This window comes from Microvirga sp. GN3 (assembly GCF_055792825.1).
This window is the reverse complement of the sequence record NZ_JBVVAK010000024.1, coordinates 40703-56215: the sequence shown is the minus strand read 5'-3', so window position 1 is coordinate 56215 and position 15513 is coordinate 40703. Positions and strand designations below refer to the sequence as shown.

12 protein-coding genes are annotated in these 15513 nt (G+C 60.8%); 4 read left to right on the top strand and 8 right to left on the bottom strand.

Features of this window, described 5'->3' with window-relative positions:
* Nucleotides 1-2: 2 nt before the first annotated feature.
* The gene (locus ACS5Q1_RS14030) at nucleotides 3-989 is read right to left on the bottom strand and encodes a glycosyltransferase family 2 protein (protein ID WP_473098773.1); all 987 of its coding nucleotides are present in this window, start codon (nucleotides 987-989) and stop codon (nucleotides 3-5) included.
* 95 nt (nucleotides 990-1084) lie between these two features.
* On the opposite strand from ACS5Q1_RS14030, the gene ACS5Q1_RS14025 reads away from it, so the two are divergent.
* Complete coding sequence (locus tag ACS5Q1_RS14025; RefSeq protein ID WP_473098772.1) at nucleotides 1085-1930, top strand: ChbG/HpnK family deacetylase; 846 nt, start codon at nucleotides 1085-1087, stop codon at nucleotides 1928-1930.
* Nucleotides 1931-2081: 151 nt separating this feature from the next.
* Nucleotides 2082-3347 (top strand): adenylate/guanylate cyclase domain-containing protein, encoded by a 1266-nt coding sequence (locus ACS5Q1_RS14020; RefSeq protein WP_473098771.1) that lies wholly within the window; start codon nucleotides 2082-2084, stop codon nucleotides 3345-3347.
* A 185-nt stretch (nucleotides 3348-3532) separates the two neighbouring features.
* Here ACS5Q1_RS14020 and ACS5Q1_RS14015 read toward each other — a convergent pair whose 3' ends face one another.
* Both ACS5Q1_RS14015 and ACS5Q1_RS14010 read right to left on the bottom strand, forming a co-directional pair.
* Nucleotides 3533-4012, bottom strand: coding sequence for a DUF2938 domain-containing protein (locus ACS5Q1_RS14015; RefSeq protein ID WP_203440462.1), 480 nt, complete (start codon nucleotides 4010-4012; stop codon nucleotides 3533-3535).
* Nucleotides 4013-4082: 70 nt separating this feature from the next.
* Nucleotides 4083-4682: a superoxide dismutase gene (locus ACS5Q1_RS14010; protein WP_473098770.1), complete on the bottom strand. Its 600-nt coding sequence runs from the start codon at nucleotides 4680-4682 to the stop codon at nucleotides 4083-4085.
* A 284-nt stretch (nucleotides 4683-4966) separates the two neighbouring features.
* Here ACS5Q1_RS14010 and ACS5Q1_RS14005 point away from each other — a divergent pair, with 284 nt between their 5' ends.
* Entirely contained in the window at nucleotides 4967-5911 is a 945-nt protein-coding gene (locus tag ACS5Q1_RS14005; RefSeq protein WP_473098769.1) for a hypothetical protein, read from the top strand.
* Here ACS5Q1_RS14005 and ACS5Q1_RS14000 read toward each other — a convergent pair.
* The 4 genes from ACS5Q1_RS14000 to ACS5Q1_RS13985 form a co-directional block, all read right to left on the bottom strand.
* Nucleotides 5904-6458 (bottom strand): isochorismatase family protein, encoded by a 555-nt coding sequence (locus ACS5Q1_RS14000; protein WP_473098768.1) that lies wholly within the window; start codon nucleotides 6456-6458, stop codon nucleotides 5904-5906. The two genes, ACS5Q1_RS14005 and ACS5Q1_RS14000, sit on opposite strands and share 8 nt — an antisense overlap.
* Before the next feature lie 6 nt (nucleotides 6459-6464).
* The gene (locus ACS5Q1_RS13995) at nucleotides 6465-8843 is read right to left on the bottom strand and encodes a PAS domain-containing protein (RefSeq protein ID WP_473098767.1); all 2379 of its coding nucleotides are present in this window, start codon (nucleotides 8841-8843) and stop codon (nucleotides 6465-6467) included.
* A gap of 127 nt (nucleotides 8844-8970) precedes the next feature.
* On the bottom strand, nucleotides 8971-11361 hold the full coding sequence (locus ACS5Q1_RS13990) for a PAS domain-containing protein (RefSeq protein WP_473098766.1): 2391 nt from the start codon (nucleotides 11359-11361) through the stop codon (nucleotides 8971-8973).
* Nucleotides 11362-11449: 88 nt separating this feature from the next.
* A complete protein-coding gene (locus ACS5Q1_RS13985) occupies nucleotides 11450-13561 on the bottom strand; it encodes a S9 family peptidase (protein WP_473098765.1) in 2112 nt (703 codons plus the stop codon).
* A 422-nt stretch (nucleotides 13562-13983) separates the two neighbouring features.
* Here ACS5Q1_RS13985 and ACS5Q1_RS13980 point away from each other — a divergent pair, with 422 nt between their 5' ends.
* A complete protein-coding gene (locus ACS5Q1_RS13980) occupies nucleotides 13984-14418 on the top strand; it encodes a Ros/MucR family transcriptional regulator (protein ID WP_036352441.1) in 435 nt (144 codons plus the stop codon).
* A 2-nt stretch (nucleotides 14419-14420) separates the two neighbouring features.
* Here the strand turns inward: ACS5Q1_RS13980 and ftrA are convergent, their stop codons facing one another.
* A complete protein-coding gene (gene ftrA / locus ACS5Q1_RS13975) occupies nucleotides 14421-15446 on the bottom strand; it encodes a transcriptional regulator FtrA (protein ID WP_473098764.1) in 1026 nt (341 codons plus the stop codon).
* Nucleotides 15447-15513: the final 67 nt, after the last annotated feature.

Sequence of the window (15513 nt, the reverse complement as noted above, 5' to 3'; positions counted from 1 at the left end):
GGTCAGACCCGGCGCATGCGGTAGCTATCGGGAACGAGGTCGCTCGACACCTCCGCGGCGCCGCCGATCCGCTCGGCCACCACATAGAGTGGTCGCCGTTTCACCTCCGCGAAGATGCGGCCGACATATTCGCCGACGATGCCGAGCGACATGAGCTGGATGCCGGAGAAGAACATGATCGAGACGATGAGGCTCGGGAAGCCGGGGAGATCGGTGCCGAACAGGAGCGTGCGGATCATGAAGAACAGGGCGGTGGCAATCGACAGGATCGAGATCAGGAAGCCGATATAGGTCCAGATCCGTAGCGGCACGGTCGAGAAGGCGGCAATGCCGTCGAAGGCGAAGCGGAAGAGCTTCCTGAAGCTCCATTTCGAGGTGCCGAACTGGCGCTCCTCCACGACGAAGGGCACGCCGATGGCCTTGAAGCCGATCCAGGCGTAGAGGCCCTTCGAGAAGCGGGCCTTTTCCCCCAAGGTCCGCAACACCTCGACGCCCTTGCGGTCGATGAGGCGGAAATCGCCCGCCCCTTCGGGCAGGCCGATTTCGCCGAAGCGGGAGAAGAGCTGGTAGAACAGATGAGCGAAGCCGCGCTTGACGTGGGTCTCATCGGACCGGTCCGTGCGCTGGCCATAGACCATCAGGTAGCCGTCCCGCCAGCGCTCCACGAAGGTTTCGATCATCTCCGGCGGATGCTGCAGGTCGGCGTCCATGATCACCACCGCGTCGCCCTGGGCGTGATCGAGGCCGGCCGCGATGGCGATCTCTTTGCCGAAATTGCGGCTGAAGGACACGGCGCCGACCCGGGGCTCGGCGAGGCTGATCTCCTTGATTCTGTCCAGGGTATCGTCCCGGCTGCCGTCATCGACGAAGACCACCTCCCAGACCGACGTGATCCGGTTGAGGATGGGGAGTAGCCGTCTGCACAGCGGCGCAATGTTCGCGCTCTCGTTGTGCACGGGAATGATGACGCTGAGCTGAGGCGACGCCACTGAAAGAACCCTTGATTGTCGGGCGCATCAAGAGCCGAGTTTGCGCCATTGCTCAAGAGCATTAGGGTGCGGCAAAGCCGATTTTAAGGACATTCATGGGTTCCTTTCGTTACGTCATACTCTGCGCCGACGATTTCGGCCTTGCCGATGGGGTCAGCCGGGGCATCGTGGAACTGGCAGAGATAGGCCGTTTGTCCGCAACCGGAGCGATGACCAATATGCCCGGCTGGCGCCGGGCGGCACCGAGCCTAATGCCTCTTCGCGATCGGATTATAGTCGGATTGCATCTCAATCTGACCACAGGATCGCCTTTGAGCCCTATGCCCGGGCTGGCCTCGTCGGGAGTGTTTCCGGCCTTGAAGGACCTGTTGCCGAAGGCCTTGAAACGGCAATTGCCTCAGGCGGAGATTGCCGAGGAAATCCGCCGCCAGATCGACGCCTTCGAGGAGGTCTTCGGTGAGGCTCCGGCCTTTATCGACGGTCACCAGCACGTCCATGTCTTGCCGATGATCAGGCCAGCCCTGATCGAGGCTCTGAAGGCGAGGAGCTATGCCGGGCGCGTTTGGCTACGCGATCCATCGGACAAAATCACCGCGATCCTGCGCCGCCCCATCGGGCGCAATAAGGCGTTCATCGTCAAATCCCTTGCCCGAGGCTTTTCCCGAAGCGTCCGTGCAGCGGGCTTCCAGACGAACAAGGGCTTTTCGGGCTTTGCTCCACTCGATCTTTCGGTTCCGGCCGCTCGGGTCTTCGAAGAGGCGTTCTCGAAGCTCGGGCCTCGCCCCCTCGTCATGTGCCATCCGGGCTACGTAGACGATGAGCTACGGGCCCTCGATCCCGCTCTGGAAAGCCGGGTGGAGGAGCTGAAATACTTGAAGTCGGACGCTTTTCGCGAATTGCTGGAGCAGCGGGGGTTGCGACTAAGCCCTGAGATTGCATGAGACCAAGGCCCTGAAAGCCTCGTCTTAAGGTCAAAACCGACTATATTTCCTGGAAATCCGAGCCTTGAGTTGGTTCACTCTGAACTATTCCTCGAGGCCGTGCTGTCAGGGGCGATGTCCGCTGGGCTGAAGGGCCCGTGGGAGCGAGACGATGCAGGATGCGCCCTCCGTCAACGAGACCGATCGGGTGGCGACACTCGCCCTCTACCGGATCATGGATACGCCGCCGGAATTTGCCTTCGACGCCGTGACGGAGCTTGCCGCCGAGGTGTGCGGCTGCCCGGTCGCGCTGATCAGCCTGATGGACGAGCGGCGCCAGTGGATGAAATCGAAATACGGCCTGCCCGCCGACTACACCGAATGCCCGCGCGAGATCACGGTCTGCAACGCCACCCTTAACTCAAACGATCTCGTCTACGTGCCGGACCTGACCACCCATGAACGTTATAAACATCTGCCCATCGTCACAGAGGAGCCGCATGTGCGCTTCTATTGCGGCATGCCGCTCATCAATCGGGAAGGCTATGCCCTGGGTACGCTCTGTGTCGTAGCGTTCGAACCGCATGAGCTGCGCCCCTCCCAGCGCGAGGCCGTCCGCCGTTTGTCGCAGCAGGCGATGGCGCTGCTCGAGCTGCGACGACAACTCATTGAACGTGACGCACTCCTGGAGGAGCTGGCGCAGGCCAAGACATCCGCCGAGCACGCGAGGGATCAGTCCGATGATCTCCTGCGGAATATCCTGCCTCAAAAGGTGGCCGAGGAACTGAAGGCTAGCGGTCACGTCGAGCCTCGCTTCCACGAGGCCACAACGATTCTGTATGCGGATTTCAAGGAATTCACGCTTCTGACGGAAACCCTCGATCCAGCCCGGCTTCTCGCCCAGCTCGATCAGAATTTCGGGCGGTTCGACGACATTGCCAAGCGGAACCGGCTAGAGACCATCAAGACGATCGGCGATGCATATCTCTGTGCAGGCGGCTTGCCCGAGGCCAATCGCACCCATGCCATCGATACCTGCCTAGCCTCTCTGCAGATGCAAGCCTTCATCCATAATGCCAACCGGCAGCGCGAAAAACTCCGGCTTCCGTCCTGGGAGCTGCGCATCGGGGTCAATTCCGGCTCGGTGATCGCCGGTATCGTGGGACAGCGGCGTTTCACCTACGATATCTGGGGCAATTCGGTGAATGTCGCTCAGCGCCTGGAGGAGGCCTGCGAGCCCGGAAGGGTGAATATCTCGGCAAGCACGCTTCACCACGTGGCACGCTTGTTCCAGACCGAGCCGCGTGGGCAGGTGGAGGTCAAGCATATCGGCGCGGTCGACATGTATTTCCTCGACCGCATCCGGCCGGAATTCAGCGCGGATCCCGAGGGGTATATGCCGAATGCGGAGTTCTGGAGAGCGAGCGGGACGGCCTGAAAGCAAGACGGGCTTCCGAGAGCGCAGGAGTGGTTGAATACGCGTCGTGCGGCCCTCTGGGTCCGATGCCCTAGCGCATCGTGCGGAAAAGTGGATCCGGTTTTCCGCCTTTAATGATGCGCCAGCCAAGAGAGGAAGCATCGGAATCGATCCCAAAAGTGGACTCCACTTTTGGGTCCGATGCTCTACCGGATGAGAAGCGCGGTCGCGTAGAGGCCCAGGCCGAAGACGATGTGTCCGACGATGTTGAGCATCCTGATCTGGTTCGCATTCGGCCGCTTGGAGGCCGCGATGCCCGCACCCATGCCCGGCTGAAGTAGGAACCAGCCGGCACCGACCGTGACGAGTCCGACGACGAGAGGTGGGACCAGCGTGGGCTGCTGCGCCCAGCCGGAGGGCGTCACAGCGAGCAGGATGGCGGCGAAGAGGATCCCGACGAAGTAATGGCCGATCCAGCCGGCTGCCAGCTCATGGGAGAAAGGCGGAGCCTTCGCGATATCGTCGTGAAAGACCTTGCCGCCGGCAAGATGGCAAAACCAACGCCCGACAGGAGCCCAGTTGGCGCCGGGAAGCCCGAAGACATGCTTCAGCAGCAAACCCCACAGATCGAAGATGGCGGTTGCACCGACGCCGATCAGAATGGAGCGGAAGAGGAAATCGGCCACGGTGCAGTCCTTTGGAAAATGACATGAAACGGGCCTCCGAAGAGGCCCGCTTGACGTGCTGTTATTGTGCTTACTTCGTCGCGTTCTCGTACATCTCTTCCACATGTTCCCAGTTCACGAGATTGTCGAGGAACGCTTTGAGATAATCGGGACGGCGGTTGCGGTAATCGATGTAGTAGGAATGCTCCCACACGTCGCAGCCGAGGATCGGCTGGGCGCCGTGCACGAGGGGGTTCTCGCCATTCGGGGTCTTCATGATCGTGAACTTGCCGTCCTTCACGGCAAGCCAGGCCCAGCCGGAGCCGAACTGGCCGACGCCGGCCTGGATGAAGTCCTCCTTCATCTTGTCGACCGAGCCGAGGTCCTCGACGATCTTCTTCTCGAGCTTGCCGGGAAGGGCGCCGCCGCCGTTCGGCTTCATCCACAGCCAGAAGTGGATGTGGTTGTAATGTTGGCCGGCATTGTTGAAGAGGGCCTGATTCTTGCCGTAGGAGCCTTTCACGACCTCTTCGACGCTCTTGCCCTCGAATTCCGTGCCTTTCAGCAGGTTGTTGCCGGTGTTGACGTAAGCTGCATGGTGTTTGTCGTGGTGAAACTCCAGGGTTTCCTTCGACATGTAGGGCTGCAGGGCATCATAGGCATAAGGCAGTTCGGGCAGAGTGAACGACATCGGCGTCTCCTTTGGATTGAGCGACCTGGAGCATCGGACCCAAAAGTGGAAACCACTTTTAGGATCGATCCGATGCCCCTCTTGCGACTGCGCATCGCCCGATGCGGAGAACTGGATCCACTTTCCGCACGATGCGCCTGAGCGTTAGTTAAAGCGCGACCTGCCCGAGAGCAACGGCCAAGCTGCGGACTTTTTTCTGCTTAAGCTTCCCAGCCAGTTGCCTTTTGCCTATAGAGGCATAGCTTTGCCTTGATTATCTTTGGTTTGCGTATGATGGAGACGGCATGATCATCGCTCTTCTGGCCCTCGCTTTTGCGATGATCGTTGGTGGGCTGCTCGCTGTAATTTTCGGATGGGATATCGTTCTGGTCGAACGTGGCTGGACGATGGTGATTGCCGGCAGCGTCATGGCTGCAAGCGGCGCCCTCCTGCTCGGCATCGCCGCCGCGGTCTCCAAGCTGGCTAAGATCGAGACCCGGCTGTTGCAACTCCAGGGCGGCCCCGATGAGGAGGCCCTCCTCGGGACGCCGAAGTCCGCGAAGGGCCTTTCGCTGGCAGCGCTCTCCGGCGGCCTCGTAGCCGGAAAGGCGGCCGCCGAGGCCGAGGAGGTCGAGCATCCTGAGGAGGTGCAACCTACGCTTCCGCTCTTCGAGGAAGAGGACAAGCGGGAGCCGATCAAGGAAGAGGTGAAGGTTGCCGAATGGCCGGAAGAGTCGCGGACCCCCGAATCGGTTGTGCCGTTCCCGCCCAGAACCAGCCTGCCCCCGGCACCCTCCCGTGAAGAAGACGAACTCGCCATGAAGGTGCCCGACTTCCTCCTGGCGGAGCGGACGCGCGATGCGGATGAAGAGCCACGTGTCATCGACGGTGCCGACATCTATCATCGCGACCAGGATGAGCGTGAACCCGAGCCGCGCGACCTCGACGAAAGTGACGATCGTCCGAAGCCTGTTGCTGAGATCGTTTCAGAGCGTGAGCCGGAGCCCGAACCTGCCGTAACAGAGGAAGTCGAAGAGAAAGCGGAATTGGAAGACGATACCGCTGCCAATATGTCTCGTTCTCCTGTCGTCGTCGGCACCTACAACTCAGGCGACAACAAGTATGTCATGTTCTCGGATGGGTCGATCGAGGCGCAGACGCCGAGTGGCGTGTTCCGCTTCCAGTCCCTGGACGAGCTGAAGGAGTTCATCGCTGCGGGAGGCGAAGGTAAATCCTCGTCCTCTATCTGAAGAGGGGAGCCAGTGCGCGGAAATCGTCCGTGGCCGCTTCTCCCATCCATTCGAAGACAGCCATCTCCGTCGTCGCCCAATGGCAGCCTGCATGAAGCAGCCGCGCGCAGGCGGCATCGACACTGTGGCTTGAGCGGCTCGATACCGCATCCCCAACCACAAAGACATCCAGTCCCATGCTTCTGAACTCCAAAGCGCTCTGCAACACGCAGATATGAGCTTCGGTTCCGCAGATCACGAGCTGATTCAGGCCGCTGCCACGCAGGGTCGCAATGCGCTCGGCAATCGCGGGATCGCGTGCGGCTGAGAAGGTGGTTTTGGTCAAAGTGACCGCGTCAGGCGGCAGCACCTCCTGCACCGTCGGCAGGGTTGCTCCGAGGCCCTTGGGATATTGCTCCGTTACCGTAACGGGAATGCCCAGCCTATTCGCGGCTTCCAGCAGGATCCGCACATTCCTTAAGGTAGTCTCGCCTTCATGAATGGCAGGCATGAGGCGCGCCTGGAGGTCGACGACGATGAGGTGAGAGCGTTTCGCGTCGAGCAGCATGGCGCCTTACGTGTCCGGATTGAAGGTGGGGGGCTCGGTCGGGATCGGCATCTGCATCGAGAAGCGCAGTCCCTCCTCAGGGAAATCCATGGACACATTAGCCTGCAGCTGCGTGGCCAGCACGCGCTGAAGCAGGCGGGTGCCGAAGCCCTGGCGTGTCGGCGTGCTCACCCGCGGCCCCCCTTTCTCGATCCAGGAGAAATGCAGCAGCGGACGCTCCCGGTCGAGGATCTCCCAGCGCACCGCGACCTGGCCGCCGAAGGTCGACAACGCCCCGTGCTTGGCCGCATTGGTGGTCAGCTCATGGATCGCCATGCCGATCGGCACCGCCGCCTCCGACGGCAGCTCGAGCGGCGGCCCTGCGATCGTGATGCGGTTGCGCGCCTCGTCCTCGTAGGGGCCGAGCTCGGTCTGGACGAGCTCCTCCAGGTCGGCCTTCTGCCACAGGTCCTCGGTGAGCAGGTTATGGGTGCGGGCGAGCGAGACGATGCGGCCGACGAAGCCCTGGTAGAACTCGTCGATGCTCGAGGCGGTGCGGGCGGTAGATCCGACGATGGCCTGGACGGTGGCGAGCGTGTTCTTGACCCGGTGATGCAGTTCCCGGATCAGAAGATGCTGACGCTGCTCAGCATGCTTATGTTTGGTCACATCGATGTTGACGCCGATAATGCGGGATGGGCTGCCATCCTCGCCGTAGAAGATCATCATGCTGCCTTCGATATAGCGGAAGGTGCTGTCCGGCAGCGGAATGCGATGCGCGAAGGCCAGTTCGTGATCGCCTCGGGCGATGGCCTCGCGAAAGGTCTTCTCGAACTTGGCGACATCGGCGGGATGGATGCGCGAGCTCCACCCTTCGTAGTTTCCTTCGAAGCTGCCGGGCGCGATCCCGAAGAGATTCTCCTGCTCCGGCATCCAGGTGATGGCTCCGCTGGCCACGTCCCAGTCGAATACGCCGATCCGCGCTGCGCGCTGCGCCAGAGCCAGGCGCTCCTCGCTCTTGCGCAAGGCCGCTTCCGTCTCCTTCAGGTTATGGATGTTGATGCTCATTCCGATCTTGCCCTTGAAGTCGCCGTCGGGGCCATAGAGAGATCCAACCCGCACGGCGTGCCAGTGATAGGTCCCATCGGCGGCTCGGTAGCGCATTTCGGCTTCCAGCACGTCGGATGTGGCGTTCTTGGCGTCAGCCATGATCTTTGCAAGATCTTCCGGGTGGACGATCGACAGCCAGCCGTGACCGAGCGTCTGTTCGCGGGAGAGACCAGAGAATTCAAACCAGCTCTGCTCGTTCACGTAATAGATCAGCTCAAGCTCCGGCGTCGCGATCCATGCAAAGCCTGGCAACGCCCGGGTGAAGGTGCGAAACCTGAACTCGGTTTCGTGCAGGCTCCGTTCAGCGCGCAGCTTCTCAACGGCTGTCCAGGCGCGCTCTGCCACGTCCTCTGCCAGCGATACATCACTATCCGACCAGGAGCGAGGGGTGGATGAAATCGTATAGAGGACGGCCGTGATGTGACCGTCCTTGAGCAGAGGGACCGTGAGAACGGCCCTGGCGTTAAGCGTACTGTAGAAGCTCTGGAGGGCAGGGGTTCCCGTTCGCGGATCGGTTGCGACGTCCTCGATGGTCAGGGTCTGTCCCACCCTCGAATCGTCGATCATGCCGTGCAGAAATTCCTGCAGGCGGTAGGCACGGCCCTCATTGCTGATCGCGCCCCTGGACCATTCCCGTTCGACGAGAACGACGCCGCGGCTGTCGTCGACCTCGCCGTAGCCGACGCAATCCGCCTTCAGGAGCTGGCCGATGCGCTCGGCCGTCGCTTCCATGATCGCAAAGGGATCCTTGAAGCTCCGCAGTTGCTCGTTCAGGTTCAACAGATAGTCCTGGCGGCGCTGGATGTCCTTGAGCTCTTCCTTGGCACGCTCCCGCTCGGTCACATCTTGCGTGACGCCGACTAGGCGGACTGCCTTGCCATTCTCGAAAATCGGAGTGCCTCTCACGCGGAGACGACCGATGTAGCCGTCGGGACGGACGACGCGATGCTCCACGTTGAAGTCGGATCGGGTGGCCAGGGCATAGGTAACAGCCTGGTTGATCCGCTCGACATCACCCGGGTGCTGCAATTTCTTCAGCTTTTCAAAGGTCAGAAGTTCATCGGATGCCAAGCCAAGATGAGCTTTGCAGGTTGAATTTGCGGTTATCTCGTTCGTCACGAGGTCGCGTTCCCAGGATCCCAGCCGGCCGATCTCGAGCGCCAGCCGCAGCGCGGCACTGTTCCCCCGCGCGTCACTCTCGATCGCGGCGTGGCTCCTTTCCTGCGTGCCCGCAAGCCGCTCGGCTTGCGGAGCAACGGCTCTTGGAAAGTGAGGAATTTCGACCCTGTTGGTCATGAACAATGCTCTTGAGCTGCGCCTGCTGCTTTCTAAGCCCTTATCGAGGCTACGTCACCTCGTGCCCTAAAGTCATGCCAATGAGGCAGCAATAAAGCAGAGGAGGTACCGAACATTAAACAGAAGGTTAATTCACGGAATGATCGGGGTTGAAGAGCGGGGGCTCGCCGGGAATAGGCATGATCATGGTAAAATGGAGGCCTTCACTCTGGAAATCCATGGACACATTAGCCTGCAACTGCGTGGCCAGCACGCGCTGAAGCAGGCGGGTGCCGAAGCCCTGGCGTGTCGGCGTGCTCACCCGCGGCCCCCCTTTCTCGATCCAGGAGAAATGCAGCAGCGGACGCTCCCGGTCGAGGATCTCCCAGCGCACCGCGACCTGGCCGCCGAAGGTCGACAACGCCCCGTGCTTGGCCGCATTGGTGGTCAGCTCATGGATCGCCATGCCGATCGGCACCGCCGCCTCCGACGGCAGCTCGAGCGGCGGCCCTGCGATCGTGATGCGGTTGCGCGCCTCGTCCTCGTAGGGGCCGAGCTCGGTCTGGACGAGCTCCTCCAGGTCGGCCTTCTGCCACAGGTCCTCGGTGAGCAGGTTATGGGTGCGGGCGAGCGAGACGATGCGGCCGACGAAGCCCTGGTAGAACTCGTCGATGCTCGAGGCGGTGCGGGCGGTAGATCCGACGATGGCCTGGACGGTGGCGAGCGTGTTCTTGACCCGGTGATGCAGTTCCCGGATCAGAAGATGCTGACGCTGCTCGGCCAGCTTGCGGTCGGTAATGTCCTGAAGAACGCCAGTAATTCCGCTTAACGAGCCGTCTTGCGCATAGGTGGTCTGCCCTTGTGAAGCGACCCAGATTTGCGCATCGTCATCGAAACACTTGATGCGATACTCGACGCTATAGGGTCCCTGATGCTCGACCGCTTTCTCCATAGCGGCCTCCATGCGGTTCAGATCAACCGGATTCATTCTTTTCTGGAGATCTGCCGCTGGAAGGATCGAGCCGTTAGGAAGGCCAAAGATTTCAGCCGCCCTGTCTGAGAAAGTGATGAGATTGGTTGCAGCATCCCAACTCCAATCACCCATCTTGGCGGCCTGAAGGGCGATGCGGAGCTGCTCTTCGCTCTTGCGCAGGGCTTCTTCCGTTTCCTTGAGATCGTGGATGTCGACACTGGTGCCGACCCAGCCCTTGAACTCTCCGGTTGGAGAACGAATGGGAGCGCCCTGGATCAAGTGCCAGCGATAGGTACCCTCATGCGATCGGTAGCGCGCCTCGCTTGTATAGGATGTCTGATGGGTGACGACAGGCACCAGCTCTTCCCTCATCCTCGTCATGTCGGCGGGATGAATCACTCGCATCCAGCTATGGCCCAGAGCCTCCTCGGGCGGCAGGCCCGAATAGGCCACCCAGCGCTCATTCGTGTAGAGCAGCTCGATATTGGGGTTGAGGATCCATACCAGAGCCGGGAGCGATTCCGCGATGAGACGGAAGCGGGCATCGGTCTCGCGCAGTTCGATTTCTGCGCGTGCTTTTTCAACGGCCGTCCATGTTCGCTCAGCCACATCCTCCACGAGGGATAACTCGTCTCCGAACCACGCCCGGGGTTCGGCGGAATGCATGTAGAGCACGGCGGTCAGCCGCTGGTTCTTCAGGAGCGGGACCGCAAGAGCCGCGCGGGCATTGATCGTGCTATAGGCCGTCTGAACTGCCGGATTATCTGCCCTAGGATCGCTCCTGATGTCCTCGACGAAGATGGGATGCCCCTGTTTGAGTTCCGCCATCATGGTCGGGAGGAAATCGTAGAGACGGTAAGCGCGACCCTCGTTGCCAATGACGCCCTTGGACCATTCGCGCTCCACCAGAATGACGCCGCGTTCCTCGTCGACCTCGCCATATCCAGCACAGTCCACTTTCAAGAAGCGTCCAAGATGTTCTGCCGTGGTTTCCATGATCGCATCGGGATCATCCAGGCTGCGCAGGTGGTCGTTCAGGTTCAGGAGGAACTCCTGGCGGCGCTGAGCCGAATGCATGTCCTCCTTGGCCTTCTCCCGCGCCGTCACATCCTGGGTGATGCCCATGAGACGGACGGGCTTGTCGCCCTCGAAGACCGCGCCGCCGCGCACGAGAACGCGCCCGATGCGTCCGTCCGGACGGATGACCCGATACTCGACATTGAAATCGGTCTTCGTCTTGAGCGCGAAGGCCATGGCCTGGTTAATGCGCTCGACATCGCCGGGATGAACGAGCTTCTGGAATTCATCCTGGGTAAGGGTGGTCTCTGGCGGAAGGCCGAAATTGGCCTTGAAGGCAGGCGTGCCGGTGATTTCCCCGGTCTCGAGATTGCGTTCCCATGCCCCGAGCCTGCCGATATCAAGCGCCATGCGCAACTTGCCGTTGCTCAGGCGAAGAGATTGCTTCGTCTCACGGAGGCGCCGTTCCAGATCGGCAAGCAGCTGTTTGTCGCTTTCCCTGTGGGAAGCAACATCGGCGGCCGTCTCTGAATGGCCCCTCTTCGTCATCGACGCGTGCTCTCGAAAATCCCTGATGTCTCATTGCCGCCTCAACTTGTGCGGCAGGATATGGTACAACGGGACATAGGGCTTCGCGTCAAGTCTGAAAGCCCCCGATCGACTTGATGGCGAACGTGTAGGCGAGGGCAACCTCCTCCAGCCGATCGAAGCGGCCTGCAGCGCCGGCGTGCCCGGCCTCCATGTTGAGTTTGAACAGAATCGGCCCGCCGCCCGTCATGGTGGCCCTGAGTCTGGCGACCCATTTCGCCGGCTCCCAATAGGTCACGCGAGGATCGGTGAGACCGGCAAGTGCCAGGATCGCCGGATAGGCCTGTGGCTTCACATTGTCATAAGGCGAGTAGGACAAAATCGAGTGGAAAGCCGTCTCGTCCGCGGCTGGATTGCCCCATTCGGGCCATTCGGGCGGGGTGAGGGGCAATTCGCTGTCCAGCATTGTGTTGAGCACATCGACGAACGGCACCTCGGCGATGATTCCGGCAAAGAGATCCGGCGCCATATTGGCCACCGCTCCCATGAGCATGCCGCCCGCGCTGCCGCCATGAGCGACGATGCGACCGCGGGACGTGTAGCCGGCCTTGATGAGCGCCTCCCCGCAGGCGATGAAGTCCGTGAACGTATTCGTCTTTTTCTCGCGCTTGCCGTCCATGTACCAGCGCCAGCCTTTTTCCGTGCCGCCGCGGATATGCGCGATGGCATAGACGAAGCCACGGTCGACGAGAGACAGGATTCCGGTGCGAAAGCTCGCGGGCATGGACATGCCGTAGGAGCCGTATCCGTAAAGCAGGCACGGTGCCGATCCATCGAGCGCGACCTCGCGTCGATGGACAAGCGAAATGGGAACCTGCTCACCATCGGGAGCCGTGGCGAACAGGCGGCGGGTTACGTAGTCGATCGGGTTATGGCCGCTCGGTACTTCCTGCCGTTTGCGGAGAACGCGCTCACCGGTGCGCAGATCATAGTCGATCACCTCACTCGGCGTGGTCATGGACGAGTAATGGTAGCGGATGACATCCGTGTCGAATTCATAGCCTGCCGAAAAGCCGAGCGAATAGGCTTCCTCTTCGAACGCGACCGTTTCCTCACGGCCCGTCGAGAATTCTCTCAGGACGATGCGTGGCTTTGCATTCTCCCGCTCCAGGCGCACGAGATAGCGGGCGAGCGCCACGACGGAGAGGATCATCGTGCCGGCGCGATAGGGCACGAGATCCTGCCAGTGGGTGCGTCCAGGCGTTGCGACGGGAGCCGTGACGATCTTGAAGTCTTCGGAGCCGTCCGCATTGGTGAGAATGATCAGGCTATCGCCGTGATGCTCCACGTCATACTTGAGTTGCGGTGTGCGCGGTTCGACGAGGCGCGGCTTGGCCGACGCATCGGCTCGGTCGAGCAGCCAGATTTCGGAGGTTTCGTGATCGCTTGCCTCGATGAGGACGAAGGCTTCCGATTGCGTGACACCAAGTTTGACGAAGAAGCCGGGATCCTTTTCTTCGTAGATCACTTCGTTCTGCTCAGGGCTTGAGCCGAGAAGGTGGCGCTTGATACGCACAGGCCGGTGGTTCTCGTCGAGTTCGACATAGTAGAAGCCGGAGGAATCATTGAGCCATACGGCGCCGCCGGAGGTTTGAAGCACCTCGTCGGGAAGATCGGTACCGGTCTCAAGATCTCGCACGCGAATCGTGAAGTATTCCGAGCCCTTGATATCCGCGCCCCAGGCCATCAGACGATGGTCGGGTGAATGATCCGCTCCGCCGAGATCGAAGAAGGGGTGGCCCTCGGCCTCCTTGTCTCCATCCAGCATGATGGTCTCGGACCCACCGTCGCGCGGCTGTCTGCAGACGAGGGGATGCTGACCGCCTTCACGGTAACGGGTGAAATAGGCAAAGGGCCCATCCGGCTCCGGAACGGTGGAATCGTCCTCCTTGATACGCCCGCGCATCTCCGCCACGAGCCGGGCTTGGAATTCCTCCGTGCCGGTGAAGGCTGCCGCTGCGTAGGCATTCTCCTGTTCCAGGACGGTGCGGATGGAGAGATCAAGGGCCGACGGATCCTTGAGGACCTCTTTCCAATTCTCCGCCTTCAACCATGCGTAATCGTCTTGAACCCGAATCCCATGTATTTCGACAGCATGCGGTTTGGTTGGAACGCTGGGGGTTGCTGGCTGGGGATGGAAGGGAAGGCGCTCAATATTCATGAAATCGTCCGGTCAAATCATCAAGAAGGGGATTATGCACAGATAACCGGGATTTCCCACGGCAGGTCCATGTCGGGCTTAAAAGCCCTCAATCGTCCAAAACAGGTGCCTTTCTAGTTACTTCTTCGGATCGGAATGATGAAATTTATGTGATGAAAGCCTTAACCTATGGCTGAAGGCATTAACTGTTCAACGTAGGTTTATTGCACAGTGATAGTTGATACGAAGTTTTCCAAAGTTTTCCTTTTGCACATCTTGCAATACGGCTGAATTTGCCATACTTGGACGAGCGAGCACGATTTCTGTGCAAGTACGGTGCGGCTCAAGGAAGAAGCAAGCATTGCTTCAGACAAGAATGCTCAAATATAGGTTGAAATGCTTTTTTGAGCCATTCGAACGGGCCGGAAAGGAAGAAAATCAAAATGAGCGACAACATCGCTGCTTCGAACTACATTGAGTTGGCTGCGGATATCGTTTCGGCTTACGTCAGCAACAATTCTGTTCCTTCGGGCGACCTGCCGACCCTGATCAACGACGTCCATTCGGCTCTTCTGCGTGTCGGGGGCGGCACCGTGGAAGCGCCTGTTGAGGCGCCGAAGCCGGCAATCCCGGTGAAGAAGTCCGTCACGCCGGATTACATCGTCTGCCTCGAGGACGGCAAGAAGTTCAAGTCGCTGAAGCGCCATCTGCGCACGCAGTACAACATGACCCCCGAGCAGTACCGCGAGAAGTGGGCTCTGCCCGTCGATTACCCGATGGTGGCTCCCAACTACGCCAAGGCTCGCTCGGAGCTCGCCAAGGAAATGGGCCTCGGCCAGCAGCGCCGTAAGCGCCGCTCCTCGCGCAGCAGCAGCTAAGGTCAGCCTTCAAGGCTGAAATCAGCCGCCCCAAGGGGCGGCTTTTTGCTTTTTGATGCCCGCCTGTCGGCCGCTTGAGCAAACCGGCTCCGATAGGCGGCAGGGCTCGTGCCGAGCCGCGCCCGGAAATGGTGGCGAAGAGTGGCCGCGGAGCCAAAGCCGGTCGCATCCGCAATGCTCTCGATGGAATGGCCTGTGGTTTCCAGCAATTCCCGGGCGCGAACCAGGCGCTCGTTGAGCAGCCATTCCCCCGGCGGCTGGCCGGTCGCCGCCTTGAAGCGGCGCAGGAAGGTGCGCACGCTCATCCCCGCTTCCGCAGCCAGCTCCGCGACCGGTTGTTCCTCGCCAAGGCGCGCCCGCATATGGTCGAAGAGGGGCGCAAACCGGAGGCCCTCGCGGGCCGGCGGCACGGGGCGCTCGATGAATTGCGCCTGGCCGCCCTCGCGATGGGGCGGCACCACGAGGCGGCGGGCGAGGCGGTTGGCGATCTCGGGTCCGAAATCCGCGCGCACGACATGCAGGCAGAGATCGATGCCCGCCGCGCTGCCAGCGGAAGTCAGAACCCTGCCTTCGTCCACATAGAGAACATCTGGCTCTACTTTGATGTCAGGATAGATCGTCGAAAGGTTTTCGACATGGTGCCAGTGCGTGGTCGCGCGCCTGCCAGACAGAAGCCCTGTCGCGGCAAGTACAAAGACGCCGGAGCAGATGGACATGAGGCGCGCGCCTCTATCGTGAGCCTTCCTCAGAGCTTCGATCAGCACTGTGGGGACAGGCTCACTATGGGCCCCGCGCCAGCCGGGGATGACGATAGTGTCTGCCTGATCCAGCAATTCGAGCCCGCCATCCGCCATGATCTGGAAGCCGCCGATGGCCCGCAACGGACCGGGCTCAATGGCGCAGACCGCGAAGCGATACCAATCCGGGCCCATCTCGGGCCGGGGCAGGCCAAAGATCTCGACGGCGATGCCGAATTCGAAGGTGCTCAAACGGTCATAGGCGAGGGCGACGACGAGGCGGTTTGGCATGATGTTTACGTCTGTTGGCAGAAGCGCCACTTTCCACCATGACGCCTTCCGGGAAATCTGGCGACGG

Bases quoted from the DNA above. Each gene is read 5' to 3' on its own strand.
- ACS5Q1_RS13990 (WP_473098766.1), bottom strand. From the start codon at position 11,361: ATGACGAAGAGGGGCCATTCAGAGACGGCCGCCGATGTTGCTTCCCAC.
- ACS5Q1_RS14000 (WP_473098768.1), bottom strand. From the start codon at position 6,458: ATGCTGCTCGACGCGAAACGCTCTCACCTCATCGTCGTCGACCTCCAG.
- ACS5Q1_RS14010 (WP_473098770.1), bottom strand. From the start codon at position 4,682: ATGTCGTTCACTCTGCCCGAACTGCCTTATGCCTATGATGCCCTGCAG.
- ACS5Q1_RS14025 (WP_473098772.1), top strand. From the start codon at position 1,085: ATGGGTTCCTTTCGTTACGTCATACTCTGCGCCGACGATTTCGGCCTT.
- ACS5Q1_RS13995 (WP_473098767.1), bottom strand. From the start codon at position 8,843: ATGACCAACAGGGTCGAAATTCCTCACTTTCCAAGAGCCGTTGCTCCG.
- ACS5Q1_RS14005 (WP_473098769.1), top strand. From the start codon at position 4,967: ATGATCATCGCTCTTCTGGCCCTCGCTTTTGCGATGATCGTTGGTGGG.
- ACS5Q1_RS14020 (WP_473098771.1), top strand. From the start codon at position 2,082: ATGCAGGATGCGCCCTCCGTCAACGAGACCGATCGGGTGGCGACACTC.
- ftrA (WP_473098764.1), bottom strand. From the start codon at position 15,446: ATGCCAAACCGCCTCGTCGTCGCCCTCGCCTATGACCGTTTGAGCACC.
- ACS5Q1_RS13980 (WP_036352441.1), top strand. From the start codon at position 13,984: ATGAGCGACAACATCGCTGCTTCGAACTACATTGAGTTGGCTGCGGAT.
- ACS5Q1_RS13985 (WP_473098765.1), bottom strand. From the start codon at position 13,561: ATGAATATTGAGCGCCTTCCCTTCCATCCCCAGCCAGCAACCCCCAGC.